This window comes from Bradyrhizobium sp. P5_C11_2 (assembly GCF_054049755.1).
In genome coordinates this window covers 1-16,618 of the sequence record NZ_JBFULT010000094.1, presented here as the reverse complement: position 1 = coordinate 16,618, position 16,618 = coordinate 1, and the positions used below count along the sequence as shown (strand labels likewise).

Below are 16,618 nucleotides of genomic sequence, written 5' to 3'. Positions count from 1 at the left end.
TGGCGGGTCCCGGCGTGTTCGGCGGCTATCTCAACGACACCCACAACAATGGTGCCTTCGTCGACGAGGTCTGGGTCAATTCCGGCGATCTCGGTCGGCTCGATGCCGACGGTTATCTCTGGATCACCGGCCGCGCCAAGGACCTTGTGATCCGCGGCGGCCACAACATCGATCCGGCGCCGATCGAGGAGATCATGTTCCAGCACCCGGCCGTCGGCTTCGCCGCCGTGGTCGGCCAGCCCGACGCCTATGCCGGCGAGCTCCCCGTGGGTTACGTGCAGCTCAAGCCGGGCGCGACGGTTGAGCCGGGCGAACTGGAGGCGTGGGTGCGCGAACGCACGCCGGAACGCGCCGCCAATCCCGTGCAGATCATCCCGATCGACCCGATGCCGGTCACCGGCGTCGGAAAAGTGTTCAAGCCGCAGCTGCGCTGGGACGCGGCGCAGCGCGTCTTCACCAAGGTGCTCGCGCCGCTCGCCGAGCGCGGCATCGATTGCAAGGTCAAGGTCGGCGCCCATGGCAGCCACGGCTCGATCGCAACGGTGACGGTTGTGGGCACGCCGGAAGTCGAGCGGGGGGCGGTTGCCGGCGAGGTGCACAAGCTGCTCGCCCCGTTCGTGATGCGGCATGAGGTGGTCTTCGGCTAACTGGAGCAAGCCCAATGGGGTCGCGCACGGCGCGGCCCCAACTCTTCCGATTGGACAACGCGTTGCCGCTACCCGCGGATCGCCGCATTGGCCCTTTCGGCTGCGCCTGTCATCGCATCCTTCGCCGATTTCGCACCGTTGACCACTTCATTGACGCCGATCATGAAGGCGTCGAGGATCAATCGCGATTGCGGATGGAAAAGGATCGCCTTGGCGCGGTCGACGTCGGCATTCTGCAGATTGGTCAGCGCCGCCTCGGCGGCTTGCGGGCCGAACGCCGTCTTGAAGCCCTCGCTCGACCAGGCCGACACGCGTGTCGTCGCCAGCCCCGCTGCAGCGGTCCGCAGCGAGGTCGCCTTGCTCGTCGCCCACAGCAGGAACAGGAAAGCCGCCCGCTTGTTTCGAGATCTGGAATTGATGCACGCCTGCCAGTGCGACATGAAGGGGACGGGTCCGCGACCGGCAAGATGCGGAAAGGTTGCAAACCCGGCCTGCCTGGCGACACGGCTCTTCGCGGGATTGGAGATGTCGGTCGCGAAGTTGCTGCTGTCGATCGCCATGGCCGTCCGCCCCTGCAGGAAGTCGTCCAGCACGTGGTACCATTCGTAGCTGCCGACGCCGGCAGGCCCGGCCTGACCGAGCAGCTGTCCGTACATCTCGACGGCCGCGATCCCCTCCGGGCTCGCGAAAGCAACCCTGTTGTGCTCGATCATGGCCCCACCGTAGGAGAACAGGAAGCCCATGGCCGGTGGGGAGGAATTGCCGCTGGCCTGGGCCCGCATCGCGATCCCCGACATCCCGTTGGTCTTGACCGCCTTGGCGGTGACAAGCAGCTCCTCGAAAGTCTGGGGAATCGGCAGGTCCTTGGCTGCCAACGCATCGCTGTTGATGAACAGGGTCATTGCCTCCGAGGTAATCGGGACGGCGTACCGTTCGCCGTCCGACCACAGCGGGAAGGCTCGGGCCGTCTTGAGCAGGTCGCTCTCGTCATACCAGCCGGGGTCGGTCAGCGACCTCTGGGAATAATAGCCGTTCAGTGGCTCAACCCATCCGTTCGAGATGCCTTGGCCATAGGTCGTGAACATGAAGACGTCGGGCGTGCTACTGCCGCGAGCGAGCCTGACCGGCAGCGCGCCGAGATAGGTGGTTTCCAGTTGGAAGTCGATGGTGACGTTGATGCCGGTGAGTATGGTGAATTCCGGCAACAGCGGCGTGATCGCATTCGACCACGGATGGATCGCGCCCGAAAGTGCGAGCGTCTGTCCCGCAAATTGCTTCCAGTCGATCGCGGCGTTGGCGTAAGCCGCAGCGGTATCCTCGGCAAAGCTCCAGCGCGGCAGCGCGGTAAGGCTCGCGCCAGCCGCCCCCAGTCCCTTGATGAAACTGCGCCGGCTCGCCGGATGGCTCAATGAGTTTTCACCCTGTGCCATGATGATGCTCCTTGAAGCAACCAAGGGCATTCATCCATAGCACACGCACGGGGCCGCGGCCCTGCGACATCACGGCCCTTACGCCTGGCGTATCCGATGAATGTCGGGTTCCCGACCTCCCTATCCGTGCTATTGTCCTATCATGCTCTGGCGTCGGCACCAGAACACGCGCGGTCACACGAGCATCGAAGACCCACGGCCAATGTCCGTTCCTGTTCGGGCCCTGCCTCTGCGATGGTTTGCTCGTCCGCTGATCCTTGCGGTCGCAGTGCTTATGACCCTGTTTGCCGCGACCGGCTTCCTCGGCCTGCAATATTGGCAAGAGCGGCAAGCAGCTCATCGCTTCACCGAGCATAGCCGCCAGGTACTCGAAACGCTCGACCGGCTGCGGGCGATCGTCGCGGAACTGGAGACCGAAAGGCGCGGGTATCTGATGACCCTCGACCCCGCCTATCTCAAGGCCTACGGCGTCTCTGACGAAAGTGTACGACGGGAGGCTCAGGCGCTGCAGACGCTGGTCGCGGACGATCCGTTGCAGGGCCTTCGGGCCGGACATCTGGCACTGACCGTTGCAGCGACGCTGCGCGAGATCGACGAGCTGCTGAAGTCGGCCGGCACGTCCGGGCTGGCCGCGCTGGCAATGATCCGCAGCATGGACGAGATCCGCTCGCAAATCGACCAGATGGTGGATCACGAGCGCTTTCGGCTCGCCGGCCGGGAGGCGCGCGCCGAAGCATTCGAGCGACGCTGGACCTGGCTGATCGCCGGCGCCGTTGTCCTCGTGGTCGCGCTGGCCGGAGCGGCGCTGGCGCTCGCGCGGCTCGAAGCGAAACGGCGGAGAAAGGCGACCGAGGAGAACATCCAGCTCCAGAGTGATCTCGCCGCACGGGATATCAAGATCAGGCGCCTGTTCGACGCCAACATCATCGGCATCATCATCTGGGAAGTCGAGGGGCGCATTCTCGAGGCCAACGATGCATTCCTGCGCATCGTGGGATACGACCGGGAAGATCTCACCTCAGGGCGCCTGCATCGGACCGACCTCACGCCGCCGGAATGGCGCGACCGCGATTTGCATACCGTGGCGGAATTGAAGCGGGTCGGGACCGCCCAACCATTCGAGAAGGAGTATGTGCGGAAGGATGGAAGCCGTGTGCCCGTGCTGATCGGCGGGACCATGTTTGGAGAAGGTACCGATAGAGGCGTCGGCTTTGTCCTTGATCTGACGGCTCTCAAGCGGGCGGAAGCCGAAGGCCGCGAACACGAGCGGCGCTACCGTGAAGCGCTGATGGAACTCGCGCACGCAAATCGCGTCACCACGATGGGGCAACTGACCGCTTCGATTGCCCATGAAGTCAACCAGCCGGTCGCCGCGATCGTGGCGAACGCCGAGGCCGGGGTGAATTGGCTGGAGGCTCAACCGCCAAATCTGGAGCGGGTTCGACAGACGCTCGACTGRATCACCAATGACGGCATGCGAGCCGGCGATATCATCAGTCGGATCCGGGCGCTTATCAGGAACGCGCCCCCGCAAAAGGAGAATCTGGAGATCAACCAGGCGGTGCTTGACGTCATCGCTCTGACCCGTAGCGAAGCGTTCAAGAACGGCGTGTCGGTGCGAACGCAATTTGCCGAGGGCTTGCCGCCGGTTCAGGCAGATCGGGTCCAGCTTCAGCAAGTGATGCTCAACCTGATCGTCAACGCGGTCGAGGCGATGGGCGCGGTCAGCGAGGGGGGACGCGAGTTGCTGATCAGCACCGGCAGGGACGCATCGAACGGCGTGCACGTCACCTTGCGGGATTCCGGTCCGGGCCTGGACTCGAAGAACGTGGAGCGCCTGTTCGAAGCCTTCTACACCACCAAGCCCACCGGCATGGGTATGGGGCTCGCCATCTGCCGCTCGATCATCGAGGCGCATGGCGGACGGATGTGGGCCGGCGCAAACGAACCTCGGGGCGCCGTCTTTCAGTTCACCCTGCCTCTCGCGCCGGACGAGACCGCGTCTCGCCTGCTGAGCGCGGAGCCAGCGAGTCTGCGCTCTGCGGCCCGATGATGACGTGCACAAGCTACTCGCGCCGTTCGCGATGCGCACGAGGCGGTGCACGCGTAGGTAGGCTCGAGCCGATCAGCTTAGCCCACGGTCTCATCGAGAGCGGCGCTTGGCCGCATTAGCCATGTGTCCGCTTTGGCGACTTTGTGTGAGGCGTATCACAGAGGGGTATTTCAATTCGGTGATGCTCCGAATAGTCTCAGGGAATTGCATCCGGGGGGACGCAAGTGATTCCGTTTCGGCTTTTTGCTTTGTTGATGTTTGCCATTGGCCTTGGCTGCGGATCGGCACATGCCGACCGGCGGGTCGCGCTCGTCATCGGCAATTCCGCCTACAAGAGCGCGCCGAAGCTCGGCAATCCCGTGAACGATGCCACCCTGGTCGGCGGCATGTTCAAGAAGGCCGGCTTCGATTCCGTCGACGTCAGGCTGGATCTCAGTGCCAGCGAGATGCGGCGCATGTTGCGCGAGTTTGCCGGCAGGACCCGCGATGCGGAGATGGCGGTGATCTATTACGCCGGCCACGGCATCGAGCTCGACGGAACCAACTATCTCATTCCGACCGACGCGACGCTGGAGACGGACGGCGACGTTCTCGATGAGACCATTCCGGTCGAGCGCGCGCTGTTCGCGGTGGAGCCGGCCAAGCAGCTGCGCCTGATCATCCTGGACGCCTGCCGCGACAATCCGTTTTCGAAGACGATGAAACGCACACTGGCTTCGCGCGCGGTCGGTCGCGGCTTGGCCAAGGTCGAGCCGACCAGCCCCAACACCATGATTGCCTTCGCGGCAAAGGCGGGTTCGACGGCCTCCGACGGCGATTCCCGCAACAGCCCGTTCGCCATCGCGCTGGTCGAGCACCTGCCGAAGCCCGGACTTGATTTGCGCAAGGCCTTCGGCTTCGTGCGCGACGACRTGCTCAAGAGCACGGCCTACAAGCAGGAGCCCTATGTCTACGGCTCGCTCGGCGGCGATGACGTGCCCCTGGTTGCGGTCAAGCCGGCCGCGACCGGGCCGCAGGCCAACCCACAGGATGCCATTCGCAGGGATTATGAACTCGCGCTCCAGCTCGCGACGCGGGACGGTTGGGAAGCCTTCCTGGCGGCATATCCGGACGGCTTCTACGCCAATCTGGCCAAGGGCCAGTTGAACAAGATCGGAGCCGAAGAGACGCGCGCGTCGGCTGAACAAAAGGCCAAGGCAGCCGAGCAGGAAAAGGCGAGGCTCATTGCCGAACGCGCCCAGAAGGCCGAGCAGGACAAGGCGGCAGCCGCCGCCAAGGCCGCCGAAGAGGCACGCATCGCGGCCGAGAAGCAGAAGCAGATCGAACAGGCGAGGGCGGACGCGGCCGAGCAGCAGCGCAAGGTGGCCGAAGCCGCCGCGGCGAAAGCGCTGGCCGAGAAGCAGGCGGCGGAGAAGGCCAAAGCCGAGCTCGCCGCGAGGCAGGCCGCGGAAAAGGCGGCGACCGAGCCGGCTGCAAAGCCGACAGCGGATCGGCAGATGCCCGAGGCCGGAAGCCAGAAAGTGGCTGCCCTCTCGCCTCCGCCGGAATCCAATTTGTCGGCAGCTGATCTGGCCAAATCCGTGCAGAGCGAATTGCGCCGCGTCGGCTGCCTGTCCGCCACTTCCGACGGCGACTGGAGCGCCGCCTCGCAGCGCTCGCTGGCACTGTTCAACAAATACGCCGGCACCCAGTTCGACGCGAAGCTTGCGAGCGTCGACGCCCTCGATGCACTGAAGGCAAGGCCGGGGCGGGTCTGCCCGCTCGTCTGCAATTTCGGTTTCAAGGCCGACGGTGATCAATGCGTCAAGATCACCTGCCGCGCCGGTTATCGCGTCGGTGACGACAACGAGTGCGAGAAGATCCAGGAGAAGAAGCCGGTCGCCTCGCGTGAGGAATCGCGGAAGCGCGACCAAGGCCGGAAAGAAGCGGAATCTGCTGCGCCGAAGTCACAGGCCTCCGGACAGATGATCTGCAACAACGCCGGTTGCCGGCCAGTCGGAAAGGGTTGTCACCTCGGGCCGGTCCCGAATGCAAACGGCAGCGCCAAGATCACCGGTGAGGTCTGCAACTGATGGCCAGGCATGCCCTCCGAAATCGCGCCATCGGGCTTAGGGCTCTGGTTTTTCTTGTTGTTGCGGGCTGCCTCGGCTGCAGCCCGGCTCTCGCCGACAAGCGCGTTGCGCTCGTCATCGGCAATTCGGCCTATAAGAGCGCGCCGAAGCTCGGCAATCCCGTGAACGATGCGATCCTGATGGGCAGCATGTTCAAGAAGGCCGGCTTTGACGCGGTCGACGTCAAGCAGGACCTGAACGCGCCCGAAATGCGCAAGGCGTTGCGCGAGTTCGGCGCGCGAACCCGAGATGCCGATGTTGCGATCGTCTACTATGCCGGCCACGGCATCGAGGTGGACGGCACCAACTACCTGATCCCGATCGATGCCGCGCTCGAGACCGACACCGACGTCTACGACGAGGCGCTGCCGATCGACCGCGTGCTGGTGAGCATCGAGCCCGCCAAACAGCTTCGGCTCGTCATCCTCGATGCGTGTCGCGACAACCCTTTCTCGAAGACGATGAAGCGCACGGTGGCCTCGCGCGCGATCGGGCGCGGTCTTGCCAAGGTCGAGCCGACCAGCCCGAACACGATGATCGCGTTTGCGGCCAAGGCAGGCTCGACGGCATCGGATGGCGATGCCCGCAACAGCCCGTTTGCGATAGCGTTGACCGAGCATCTCCCGAAGCCCGGACTCGACCTGCGCAAGGCGTTCGGCTTCGTGCGTGACGACGTGCTGAGGAGCACCGCGAACAAGCAGGAACCCTTCGTATACGGCTCGCTGGGCGGCGATGACGTGCCGCTGGTTCCTGCCAAGCCGGCCGCAACCGGTCCGCAGGCAAATCCGCAGTCTGAGCTCAGGCGAGACTATGAGCTTGCGCTCCAACTCGGCACGCGGGACGGCTGGGAAGCGTTCCTGGCGCAATATCCCGAAGGTTTCTATGCGAACCTGGCCAAGGGCCAGCTGAACAAGATCGGCGCCGAAGAGACGCGCGCGTCGGCTGAACAAAAAGCCAAGGCAGCCGAGCAGGAAAAGGCGAGGCTCATCGCCGAGCGCGCCCAGAAGGCCGAGCAGGACAAGGCGGCCGCGGCGGCGAAGGCCGCCGAAGAGGCGCGGATCGCGGCGGAGAGGCAAAAGCAGATCGAGCAGGCGCGAGCCGAGGCGGCCGAGCAGCAGCGCAAGGTGGCCGAGGCGGCAGCGGCGAAAGCGCTGGCCGAGAAGCAGGCGGCGGAGAGGGCCAGGGCCGAGCTCGCCGCCAAGCAGGCCGCGGAGAAGGCGGCGGCCGAGCCGGCCGCAAAGCCGGCCGCCGATCGACAGATGCCTGAGGTGGAGAACCAGAAAGTGGCGGCTCTGTCGCCTGCGCCGGCTCCTGCGCCACCGGCGGCCGATCTGGCGAAATCCGTGCAGAGCGAACTGCGCCGCCTCGGCTGCCTGTCCGCCGCCGCTGACGGCGACTGGAACGCCGCATCGCAGCGCTCGCTGACACTCTTCAACAAATATGCCGGCACCCAGTTCGACGTGAAGCTCGCCAGCGTCGACGCGCTCGATGCACTGAAGGCAAAGCCGGGACGGGTCTGCCCGCTGGTGTGCAATTTCGGCTTCAAGGCAGACGGCGATCAATGCGTGAAGATCACCTGCCGCGCCGGCTATCGCGTCGGCGACGACAACGAGTGCGAGAAGATTCAGGAAAAGAAGCCGGTCGCGACGCGCGAGGATTCGAAGAAGCGCGACCAAGGCCGGAAGGACGCGGAATCTGCTGCCCCAAAGTCGCAAGCCTCAGGACAGATAATCTGCACGAGTGCCGGATGTAGGCCGGTCGCCAAGGGGTGTCGGATTGTGCGAGRTCCAAGGCCGGGTAGCTCCGGGATGTCGCAAGCGGAAGTCTGCAATTAGCCATGCATCGCTAGCGCTCTGTGCAACGTGTCGAACTCTCACGGGTTGCTCGAATGTCGTTCGGCTCTCCTGTGCGTTCGACAGCGCGTAGACGGGTTAGCTCAGCGGATGCGTGCAGTATCGCAGGGTGGGTTAGCCGAAGGCGTAACCCACCACTGTTTGTCTCCGCAGAAATTAAAGAGGTGGATTACGCCTTCGGCTAATCCACCCTACAGACCTCCTACGCCGGCATCGTCGTCTCGATCAGGCGCACCCAATATGACGCGCCGTGGCCGAGGATGTTGTCGTTGAAGATATAGGACGGGTGATGGCACTCGTTGCCGTCGCCCATGCCGACCAGGATCATCGCGCCGGGGCGCGCTTCCAGCATGAAGGAAAAATCCTCGGCGCCCATCATCGGAATGAACTTCTCGTTGACGCGCTCGGCGCCGACGATGTCGCGGGCGACCCCGGCGGCAACGCCGGCTTCGCGCGCGTGGTTCATTGTCACCGGATACATGCGCGTATACTTGGTCTCGGCCGAGCCGCCATAGGCGCGCGCGACGCTGTCGGCGACTTCGCCGATGCGGCGCTCGACCAGATCGCGCACCTCGGGGTCGAGCGTGCGCACGGTGCCGGCGAGCTCGGCCACCTCCGGGATGATGTTGAAGGCCGTGCCGGCGTGGAATTGCGTGATCGAGATGACGGCGGATTTGAGCGGATCGACGTTGCGGGCGACGATCGATTGCAGCGCGCCCACGATCTGCGAGCCGATCAGCACGCTGTCGATCGCCTTGTGCGGGCCGGCGCCGGCATGGCCGCCCTTGCCGTGAACGGTGATCTGGATGTTGTCGGAGGAGGCGAGCATCGCGCCCGGCGTCGTTGCGAAATGGCCCTCCGGCAGGCCCGGCATGTTGTGCATGCCGTAGACCTCCTGGATGTTCCAGCGCGTCATCAGGCCGTCCTCGACCATCGCCTTGCCGCCACCGCCGCCTTCTTCGGCCGGCTGGAAGATCATCACGGCGGTGCCGTCGAAATTGCGCGTCTCGGCGAGATATTTTGCCGCGCCCAAGAGCATCGCAGTGTGGCCGTCATGGCCGCAGGCGTGCATCTTGCCGGGGACCTTTGACGCATAAGGCACGCCGGAAGTTTCCATGATCGGCAGTGCGTCCATGTCGGCACGCAGGCCGATGGTCTTGCCCGAGGCCGACTTGCGGCCGCGGATCACGCCGACCACGCCGGTGCGGCCGATGCCCGTCACCACCTCGTCGCAGCCGAACTCGCGCAATTTGTCGGCGACGATGCCGGCGGTGCGGTGGACCTCGTAGAGCAGCTCCGGGTTCTCGTGGAAGTCATGGCGCCAGGCGGCCATTTCGTCGGACAGGGCGGCGATGCGGTTGACGATGGGCATGAGGGGATCCGTTCTTCTTTGGTTTTCTTGTCATTCCGGGGCGATGCGTAGCATCGAACCCGGAATCTGGAGATCGTCGTGCGAGATTCCGGGTTCACGCTTCGCGTGCCCCGGAATGACGACAAAAATCAGCTTTCCCCGAACACGCGCTTGAAGATCGTGTCGACGTGCTTGAGGTGATAGCCGAGGTCGAACTGCTCCTCGATCTCGGCGTCGCTGAGATATTTCTTCACCTCGGCGTCCTGCTTCAGGAGCTGAAGGAAGTCGCCTTCGCCGCGCCAGACCGGCATGGCGTTGCGCTGCACCAGCTTGTAGGCGTCCTCGCGGCTCGCGCCCTTCTGGGTCAGCGCAAGCAGCACGCGCTGGGAGTGGACGAGGCCGCCGAGGCGGTCGAGATTCTTCTGCATGTTGGCTGGGTACACCAGGAGCTTGTCGATCAGGCCGGCCAGGCGCACCAGCRCGAAGTCGAGCGTCACGGTCGCATCGGGGCCCATCATGCGCTCGGCGGAGGAGTGCGAGATGTCGCGCTCGTGCCAGAGCACGACGTTTTCCAGCGCCGGCGTCACATAGGCGCGGACCATGCGGGAGAGGCCGGTGAGGTTTTCCGACAGCACCGGGTTGCGCTTGTGCGGCATCGCGGACGAGCCCTTCTGGCCTTCCGAGAAGAACTCTTCGGCCTCCAGCACCTCGGTGCGCTGCATGTGGCGGATCTCGACCGCGATCCGCTCGACCGAGGAGGCGATCACGCCGAGGGTCGAGAAATACATCGCGTGGCGGTCACGCGGGATCACCTGGGTCGAGATCGGCTCGGGCACGAGGCCCATGGCCTTCGCGACATGCTCTTCGACGCGCGGATCGATCTGCGCGAAGGTGCCGACCGCGCCGGAGATGGCGCAGGTCGCGACTTCCTTCCGCGCCGCGATCAGGCGCTCCTTGGCGCGCGAGAATTCGGCGTAGGCATAGGCGAGCTTGAGGCCGAAGGTGACCGGCTCGGCATGGATGCCATGGCTGCGGCCGATGGTCGGCGTCATCTTGTGCTCGAACGCGCGCTTCTTCAGCGCCGCCAGCACCTTGTCGAGGTCGGCGAGCAGCAGRTCGGCGGCGCGGGTGAGCTGGACGTTGAGGCAGGTGTCGAGCACGTCGGAGGAGGTCATGCCCTGGTGCACGAAGCGCGCTTCGGGGCCGACGATCTCGGCGAGGTGGGTCAGGAACGCGATGACGTCGTGCTTGGTCTCGCGCTCGATCTCGTCGATGCGGGCGACGTCGAAGGTGGCGTTCCGGGCCTTGTCCCAGACCGTCTTGGCGGCCTGTTTCGGGATCGTCCCAAGCTCGGCCAGCGCGTCCGCCGCATGCGCCTCGATCTCGAACCAGATCTTGAACCGGGTCTGCGGCTCCCAGATCGAGGCCATTTCCGGGCGGGTATAGCGGGGGATCATGCGACGGCTCCAGGAAGGTGGGCGGGCGGCCCAAGGGGGCGGCGCCGGCCAAATTGCTTTTTACGCCGTGATTTAGCAGAGCGGGGAGGGCGAAACAAACGTCGGGGGCAAGGTAGTGGGGGATTGAGCGGGCTGGCCGGAAATTATCGGACCCCGGGACACGGCGGCCGACGGGCTGGCCGCCCCTGGGGGTGGAGGGGCGCCTACAGAAATTAATTGTCAATCACGGATCATTGACTGACAGATATTGAAATCTGTCAGCGTGACGTGTATATCCGTTCTCGCACGCTCCGATTGGGCGTCCCACGGCTACCCCCGGAAGTCCCGACGTCCGAAACAAATGCGGATCGACGGACGAAATTGAGAGAGGGGACCGTGGACGAATGGAGACTTACGACTATGACGACCGAAATCATCAACTTGACCGGGACGATTGGGCATTGGCTCAATTTACTGGTGGCGCGCCAGATCGCGGCGCAGGCTGCAAAACTGCCTCATTAAGGCGAGAGCTTTCCGAAACGACCGGCACGGGCGCTTCGGAAGCAGCTCCATCGCCGGGTAACTGAGCCCTCAACGGGAACATGGTGCTGGCATGAATGAAGCCGTGATCTTGACGCCGGAGCGGATCCTCGAAGTCACCGAGGACGTGCTGCGGCGCTACGGGCTTGCCAAGGCCACCGTGGTCGACGTCGCCCGTGCGCTCGATGTGAGCCACGGCAGCGTCTATCGCCATTTCCCGAGCAAGGCCTCGCTGCGCGAGGCCGTCGCCAAACGCTGGCTGGATCGCATCGACGCGCCGTTGCTGGCGATCGCCGGGGAGCAGGGGCCGGCGCCGGCGCGGCTCGACCGCTGGCTGCGCACGCTGTTCGCCGCCAAGCGTTCGCGCGTGCTCGACGACCCCGAGATGTTCGAGACCTATCTGACGCTGGCGCGGGAGGCTTGCGCTGCCGTCAAGTGCCACAAGGACACCATGATCGACCAGATCGCGTCGATCCTGACCGACGGCGTGAAGCAGGGCGTGTTCGAGGTGAGCGACGCGAAGGTCACCGCGCGCGCCATCTTCGATGCGACGGTGCGCTTCCACCATCCGGCCCATGCCGACGAGTGGAAGGATGCCGATCTGCCGGCGCGCGTCGATGCGACGCTTGCGCTGCTGCTGCGCGGGTTGAAGGCAGGGTAGACCGCGACGCCTAACTTACCCTCTTGCCTTGTGAAGAAGCGCGTCCTCGGAGGGCGCGGCAGTTGTGTGCCTGCGCGGGTGAAGCGCGCCGTTGGCTGATGGAACGACCGGCGGGCTCTCCGGATATGCATTGACCGCGATTTCGACGACATCCTTTGACCGCTTCCGAAGGCGGTAGAATGTCAGCTCCTGGTCGAGCATGGGGCAGCGGAAGTGGACGACGGCCGTATCGGGCAAGCGGCAAAGTTCGTCGATGAGCTCGCCTACGGTGATGATCGGGGGATGGTCGACTGCCTTGTGATGAGCCTTACTCATTGCGATTCCTCCAATCTACTACTAACCGGAGCTGGATGGCCTCCGTTCCATCCCGCTCGGCAGATTCAAGAGCAACACGTCGCTTGAGGAATCCGGCAGCCCTGCTGCTAGATCTTCGTCAGCCCGCAAGCCGCCGCCAGCCGCACGAGCTGCGCGTCCGTGCGCGCGCCGGTCTTGGTCTTGATCAGATAGTGATAGTTCTGCACCGTCTTCACACTGAGATTGAGCTGCGCGGCGATCCGCTCGGTCGTGGCGCCGCTGGCGAATTGCCGCAAAATCTCGATCTCGCGTTCGCCCAGCTGATCCAGCGCCGAGCCGGCCGGCGACAGGCTTTCCTCGGCCAGGATATGCGCGATGTCGTCGCTCATGGCGCGTTCGCCGCGCGCGACGGCACGGATCGCGTTGACGACGGCGGAGGGCTCGCTGCTCTTGGTGACGAAGCCGCTGGCACCGGCATTGAAGGCGGCTTTCACCAGCACGGCCTCGTTGTGCATGGTGAAGACGAGAATGCGTGCCCGCGGACTGCGCGCGCGAATGTTGCGGATCGCCTCCAGCCCGCTCGCGCCGGGCATCGAGATGTCCATCACGATGACGTCGGGATCATGCGCCTTGAAGGCGCTGTAGGCGTCCGCGGCGTTGTCGGCTTCCGCCACGACATGCAGATCGCCCTGGCTCTCCAGCACGCGACGATAGCCTTGGCGGACGATCGGGTGGTCGTCGACCAGCAGCACTGAAATTCCCTTCACCGCAGCCTCGCTCATCGCGGCCTCACGCGGCGAGCGGGATCATGGCGGCGACGCTCAGCCCGCGATTGGCGGGCTGGATCGACAGCGACCCGCCGGCCGCGGCCAGGCGCTCGCGGATGCCGGTCAGACCGAAGCCGGCCGACTGCGCGACGCGTGCCGCATCGCCGCCGCCATCGTCCTCGACGCGGATCAGAAGCGCATCGTCCTCGCCCGGGTTCCGCTCGACGCGCAACGAGATCTCGCGCGCCGCGCCGTGGCGCAGCGCATTGGTCAGGCATTCCTGCGCGACGCGATAGGCGGTGGTGGCGGCGGCGCCGCTGATGTCGGTGAGGTCGCCCCTGAGGTCGAGCTGGATCGTCGGCTGCGTGGTGCTCTGCGAGCGCCAGCTGTCGACGAGATTGACGAGGCTCGCCTCCAACCCGAGCTCCTCGGGCAGGGGATTGCGCAGGCGTTTCAGCGCGTCGCGCAGCGACGCCATCAGCTGATGCGTGGCCTGCGAGATCATGCGCGCGTCCTGCGTGATGCCGTCGCCGCTGTTTTCCTTCGCGCCCACCATCTCGATCGTGTTGGCGAAGGCGAGGATGGCCGACAGATTCTGCCCGAACTCGTCGTGCAGCTCGCGGGCGAGCGCGCGCCGCTCGTCGTCGCGTATCTCGAGCAGGCGCCGCGTCAGCGCCGCGCGCTGTTCCGTGGCTTCTTCCAGCCGGCCGCCGAGCGCGTCGACGGCGTTGCCGATCATCGCAAGTTCCATCGAGCGGAAGCGCGGCAGCGGGGTCCGATACTGGCCGCGCGCCATGCGCTGCAAGGCGGTGACGATCGCGCGCGCCGGCGCCAGCGTGTGCGCGATCGCCAGCGAGGCGAGCAGCGCGATTGCCGCGGCCATCAAAAGGGCAACGTCGATCACGTTGAGGATGTATTCCCAGGCGAGCGAGATGGCCGCCGCGGCATCGGGTGTCGCAACCACCGTGCCGGCGGCGGCGGCGCGCGGGCTGACCGGCCTAACGACCTCGGCGTGGCTGCCGAGGAAGGTCGGCACGATGGCGGCAAACCAGCGCGGCGGCGCTTTGCCTAGCCCCTCGCTCTGGCCGCAGAGCGGCTTTTCGAAAACCGCCGCGGGCTGGAACTCGACGCAGACGCCGGGCGAGATCAGCTTCATCGTCTCCAGCGTACGCCAGTCCGGCACCGGCAGGAGATGCTCGCGCGTTCTGCTGCTGCGCAACAAGAGCTCGCGCCAATACAGCGCCTGAAGCGCCTGCGCGACCCGCTGCGCGGAGGCCGCAGTCGCCCGATCGACGCTGCGATAGGCGTCGAACGTGGCCCACACCGTGGCGGCTCCAAGGCAGAGCGCGACGATGAGAAGCAAGCGGGCGATAAGCTGAAGCACAAGGCGCATGCGATCACCCCAAAGTTTGGTAAGGTCAGACTAACAACGCCGCCGCGCCTTGCCAATTGCGGGGAATGGCCGGATCGCGGCTCGGGCAAATTTCCCATGCCGGATTGGGCATGGCTCTTTGGACCGGGCACGGCGGCTTTGATCTAATCTGCGGGGAATCGTCACAGGCCGGGAGCAGCGCAGCATGAGTTCGATCACGATTGGGCCGATCGCGGGCACTGCTGCCGACCCGTCCGAGCGCAGCGCGCTGCTGTTCTGGATGATCTTCACCGGGCTTTCGGTCTTTGCCCTCGTCCTGCTGTGGCGCTTCGGCCTGATCCACCTGATGCTGACCTCGGACCGGACCTACATTTCCAGCGTGATCGCGGTGCTCTATGTCGTCACCTGCGGTCATTGCTTCCTGCGGACGCGGGCGATCGCTCGTGAAGGCGCCGCGGCGCGGCGCTGCCGTGCGGTGCTTTCGGCGGCCGACGGCAGCAAGGCGCTCGATGCGAGCGCGACGGCATTGCCGCGCGGGCTGGTGCGCGATCACATCGAGAGCCTGGTGACCAAGGCCACGGCGCAGGATTACCGGCCGGTCGACCAGACGCTCCTGCTGCGGACGCTCGCCGACCGGCTGCGCGGGTCCAACGGCTTCGGTGCCTTCGTCTCGGACACGCTGATGAAGCTCGGACTGCTCGGCACCATCGTCGGCTTCATCATCATGCTGGCGCCGATCGCGGGGCTCGATGCCGCCGACAAGGTCGCGATGCGGTCGTCGATGGGGCTGATGAGCGACGGCATGGCGGTCGCGATGTACACCACGCTTGCGGGCCTCGTCGGCTCGATCCTGGTCCGCATTCAATACTACATGCTGGATGCCGCAACCCAGCGCGTGTTCTCGGATGCGGTGGTGCTGACCGAGACCTATGTGACGCCGGTGCTGGAGCGCAAGGGCGCCGGAATCCCGTCATGATGGATGATTTCGGTCTCTATCCGCGCGAGGAGCCGTTCGATCCGCTCGGCGTGATGCTGTTCAAGGCGCTCCAGGTGATCGCCTTCCTGTTCTTCCTCGCGCTGCTTGCCGTCTCCCCGGATGCCAAGGACGGCAAGATCGACTCCAAGGCGGAGTTCATGATCACGCTGGACTGGCCGGATAATCACCCCGACGATCTCGACCTGTTCGTGCAGGACCCCGCCGGCAACATCGCCTGGTACCGCCACCGCGAAGCCGGCTTCCTCACGCTCGACCGCGACGACCGGGGCGGGGCCAACGACTTCATCATTGTCAACGGCAAGAAGATCGCCTCGCCGATCCGCGAGGAGATCGTCACCGTACGCGGCATCGTCGCCGGCGAATACACCGTCAACGTCTCGCATTTCGTGGCGACGACCGGCGAGCCTGTCACGGCCAATGTGAAGGTACAGAAGCTCAATCCGACCGCGCAGGTGGTCTTCGACAACAAGTTCACGCTCGACCACACCGGCGACGAGAAGACCGCGGTGCGGTTCCGGCTCGATGGCGAAGGAAAGGTCGTCAACGTGGACCAGCGGCCGAAATCGCTGCTGGAGACGTTCCGCAACAGCTGGCGCAACGGCGCCGACATCGACCCGAGGACTCGGGTGAGGGTGCGCCGTGAGTAATCTGCAGACGGTCATCCTGACGCTGTCGATCGCCTACGCCGTCATCGGCGCGCTGTTGCTGGTCGTGCTGGTCTATGCACGCCTGCACTGGTCGTTGAAGGCGATCGCGGTGGTCGTGACCAGCGCCTTCTATGTGGTCAGCTTCACGGAAATGCGCGGGCTGCTGGGCTGGGCCAGCGCCGACCGGCTGCCGACCTCCTTCAAGCTGCTCCAGGCCCGTATCGTCGAGCCGCATTCGCTGGAGGGCGATCCCGGCTCGATCTATCTCTGGGTCGAGCAGCTCGACGAGGACAATCGCCCAAGCGGCATCCCCCGGGCCTTTCGCGTGCCCTACGACGACCGGCTGGCCGACAAGACCCACGCGGCGCAGAACGAGATCGCGGCCGGGCATCTGCAAGGCGGCCGCGCCGCCGATTTCGGCGGTGGCGACGGCAGCCTGATCGACATGGTCCGGGAATA

13 protein-coding genes are annotated in these 16,618 nt (G+C 65.2%); 8 read left to right on the top strand and 5 right to left on the bottom strand.

The window, feature by feature from the left end:
• Positions 1 to 647 (top strand): AMP-binding enzyme (locus ACXJL8_RS12350; protein ID WP_456685049.1); only part of this gene is annotated, 647 nt, incomplete at its 5' end.
• A 68-nt stretch (positions 648 to 715) separates the two neighbouring features.
• Here the strand turns inward: ACXJL8_RS12350 and ACXJL8_RS12345 are convergent.
• Positions 716 to 2,077, bottom strand: coding sequence for an ABC transporter substrate-binding protein (locus ACXJL8_RS12345; protein WP_456621317.1), 1,362 nt, complete (start codon positions 2,075 to 2,077; stop codon positions 716 to 718).
• A gap of 202 nt (positions 2,078 to 2,279) precedes the next feature.
• On the opposite strand from ACXJL8_RS12345, the gene ACXJL8_RS12340 reads away from it, so the two are divergent.
• From ACXJL8_RS12340 to ACXJL8_RS12330, 3 genes are all read left to right on the top strand, one after another.
• A complete protein-coding gene (locus ACXJL8_RS12340) occupies positions 2,280 to 4,130 on the top strand; it encodes an ATP-binding protein (protein WP_456685048.1) in 1,851 nt (616 codons plus the stop codon).
• A gap of 254 nt (positions 4,131 to 4,384) precedes the next feature.
• Positions 4,385 to 6,202, top strand: a complete 1,818-nt coding sequence (locus ACXJL8_RS12335) for a caspase family protein (RefSeq protein ID WP_456685047.1) — start codon at positions 4,385 to 4,387, stop codon at positions 6,200 to 6,202.
• Positions 6,202 to 8,076 carry a caspase family protein gene (locus ACXJL8_RS12330; protein WP_456685046.1) on the top strand — a complete coding sequence of 625 codons (1,875 nt, stop codon included), beginning with the start codon at positions 6,202 to 6,204 and terminating at the stop codon, positions 8,074 to 8,076. The genes ACXJL8_RS12335 and ACXJL8_RS12330 overlap by 1 nt, the downstream gene beginning before the upstream one ends.
• A 220-nt stretch (positions 8,077 to 8,296) precedes the next feature.
• Here ACXJL8_RS12330 and ACXJL8_RS12325 read toward each other — a convergent pair whose 3' ends face one another.
• Positions 8,297 to 9,466, bottom strand: a complete 1,170-nt coding sequence (locus ACXJL8_RS12325) for a M20 aminoacylase family protein (protein WP_456621321.1) — start codon at positions 9,464 to 9,466, stop codon at positions 8,297 to 8,299.
• Between the two features lie 128 nt (positions 9,467 to 9,594).
• Complete coding sequence (gene purB / locus ACXJL8_RS12320; protein WP_456685045.1) at positions 9,595 to 10,902, bottom strand: adenylosuccinate lyase; 1,308 nt, start codon at positions 10,900 to 10,902, stop codon at positions 9,595 to 9,597.
• A 592-nt stretch (positions 10,903 to 11,494) separates the two neighbouring features.
• Between purB and ACXJL8_RS12315 the strand changes: the two genes are divergently transcribed.
• Entirely contained in the window at positions 11,495 to 12,082 is a 588-nt protein-coding gene (locus tag ACXJL8_RS12315; RefSeq protein WP_456621323.1) for a TetR family transcriptional regulator, read from the top strand.
• A gap of 422 nt (positions 12,083 to 12,504) precedes the next feature.
• Here the strand turns inward: ACXJL8_RS12315 and ACXJL8_RS12310 are convergent, their stop codons facing one another.
• Positions 12,505 to 13,158, bottom strand: coding sequence for a response regulator (locus ACXJL8_RS12310; RefSeq protein WP_456621325.1), 654 nt, complete (start codon positions 13,156 to 13,158; stop codon positions 12,505 to 12,507).
• A gap of 7 nt (positions 13,159 to 13,165) precedes the next feature.
• Positions 13,166 to 14,536, bottom strand: coding sequence for a sensor histidine kinase (locus ACXJL8_RS12305; RefSeq protein WP_456621326.1), 1,371 nt, complete (start codon positions 14,534 to 14,536; stop codon positions 13,166 to 13,168).
• 184 nt (positions 14,537 to 14,720) lie between these two features.
• On the opposite strand from ACXJL8_RS12305, the gene ACXJL8_RS12300 reads away from it, so the two are divergent.
• The 3 genes from ACXJL8_RS12300 to ACXJL8_RS12290 form a co-directional block, all read left to right on the top strand.
• Positions 14,721 to 15,491: a MotA/TolQ/ExbB proton channel family protein gene (locus ACXJL8_RS12300; RefSeq protein WP_456621327.1), complete on the top strand. Its 771-nt coding sequence runs from the start codon at positions 14,721 to 14,723 to the stop codon at positions 15,489 to 15,491.
• On the top strand, positions 15,488 to 16,159 hold the full coding sequence (locus ACXJL8_RS12295) for a hypothetical protein (protein ID WP_456621328.1): 672 nt from the start codon (positions 15,488 to 15,490) through the stop codon (positions 16,157 to 16,159). The genes ACXJL8_RS12300 and ACXJL8_RS12295 overlap by 4 nt, the downstream gene beginning before the upstream one ends.
• Positions 16,152 to 16,618: hypothetical protein (locus ACXJL8_RS12290; protein WP_456685044.1), on the top strand; the 467-nt coding region annotated here is incomplete at its 3' end. The genes ACXJL8_RS12295 and ACXJL8_RS12290, both read left to right, overlap by 8 nt.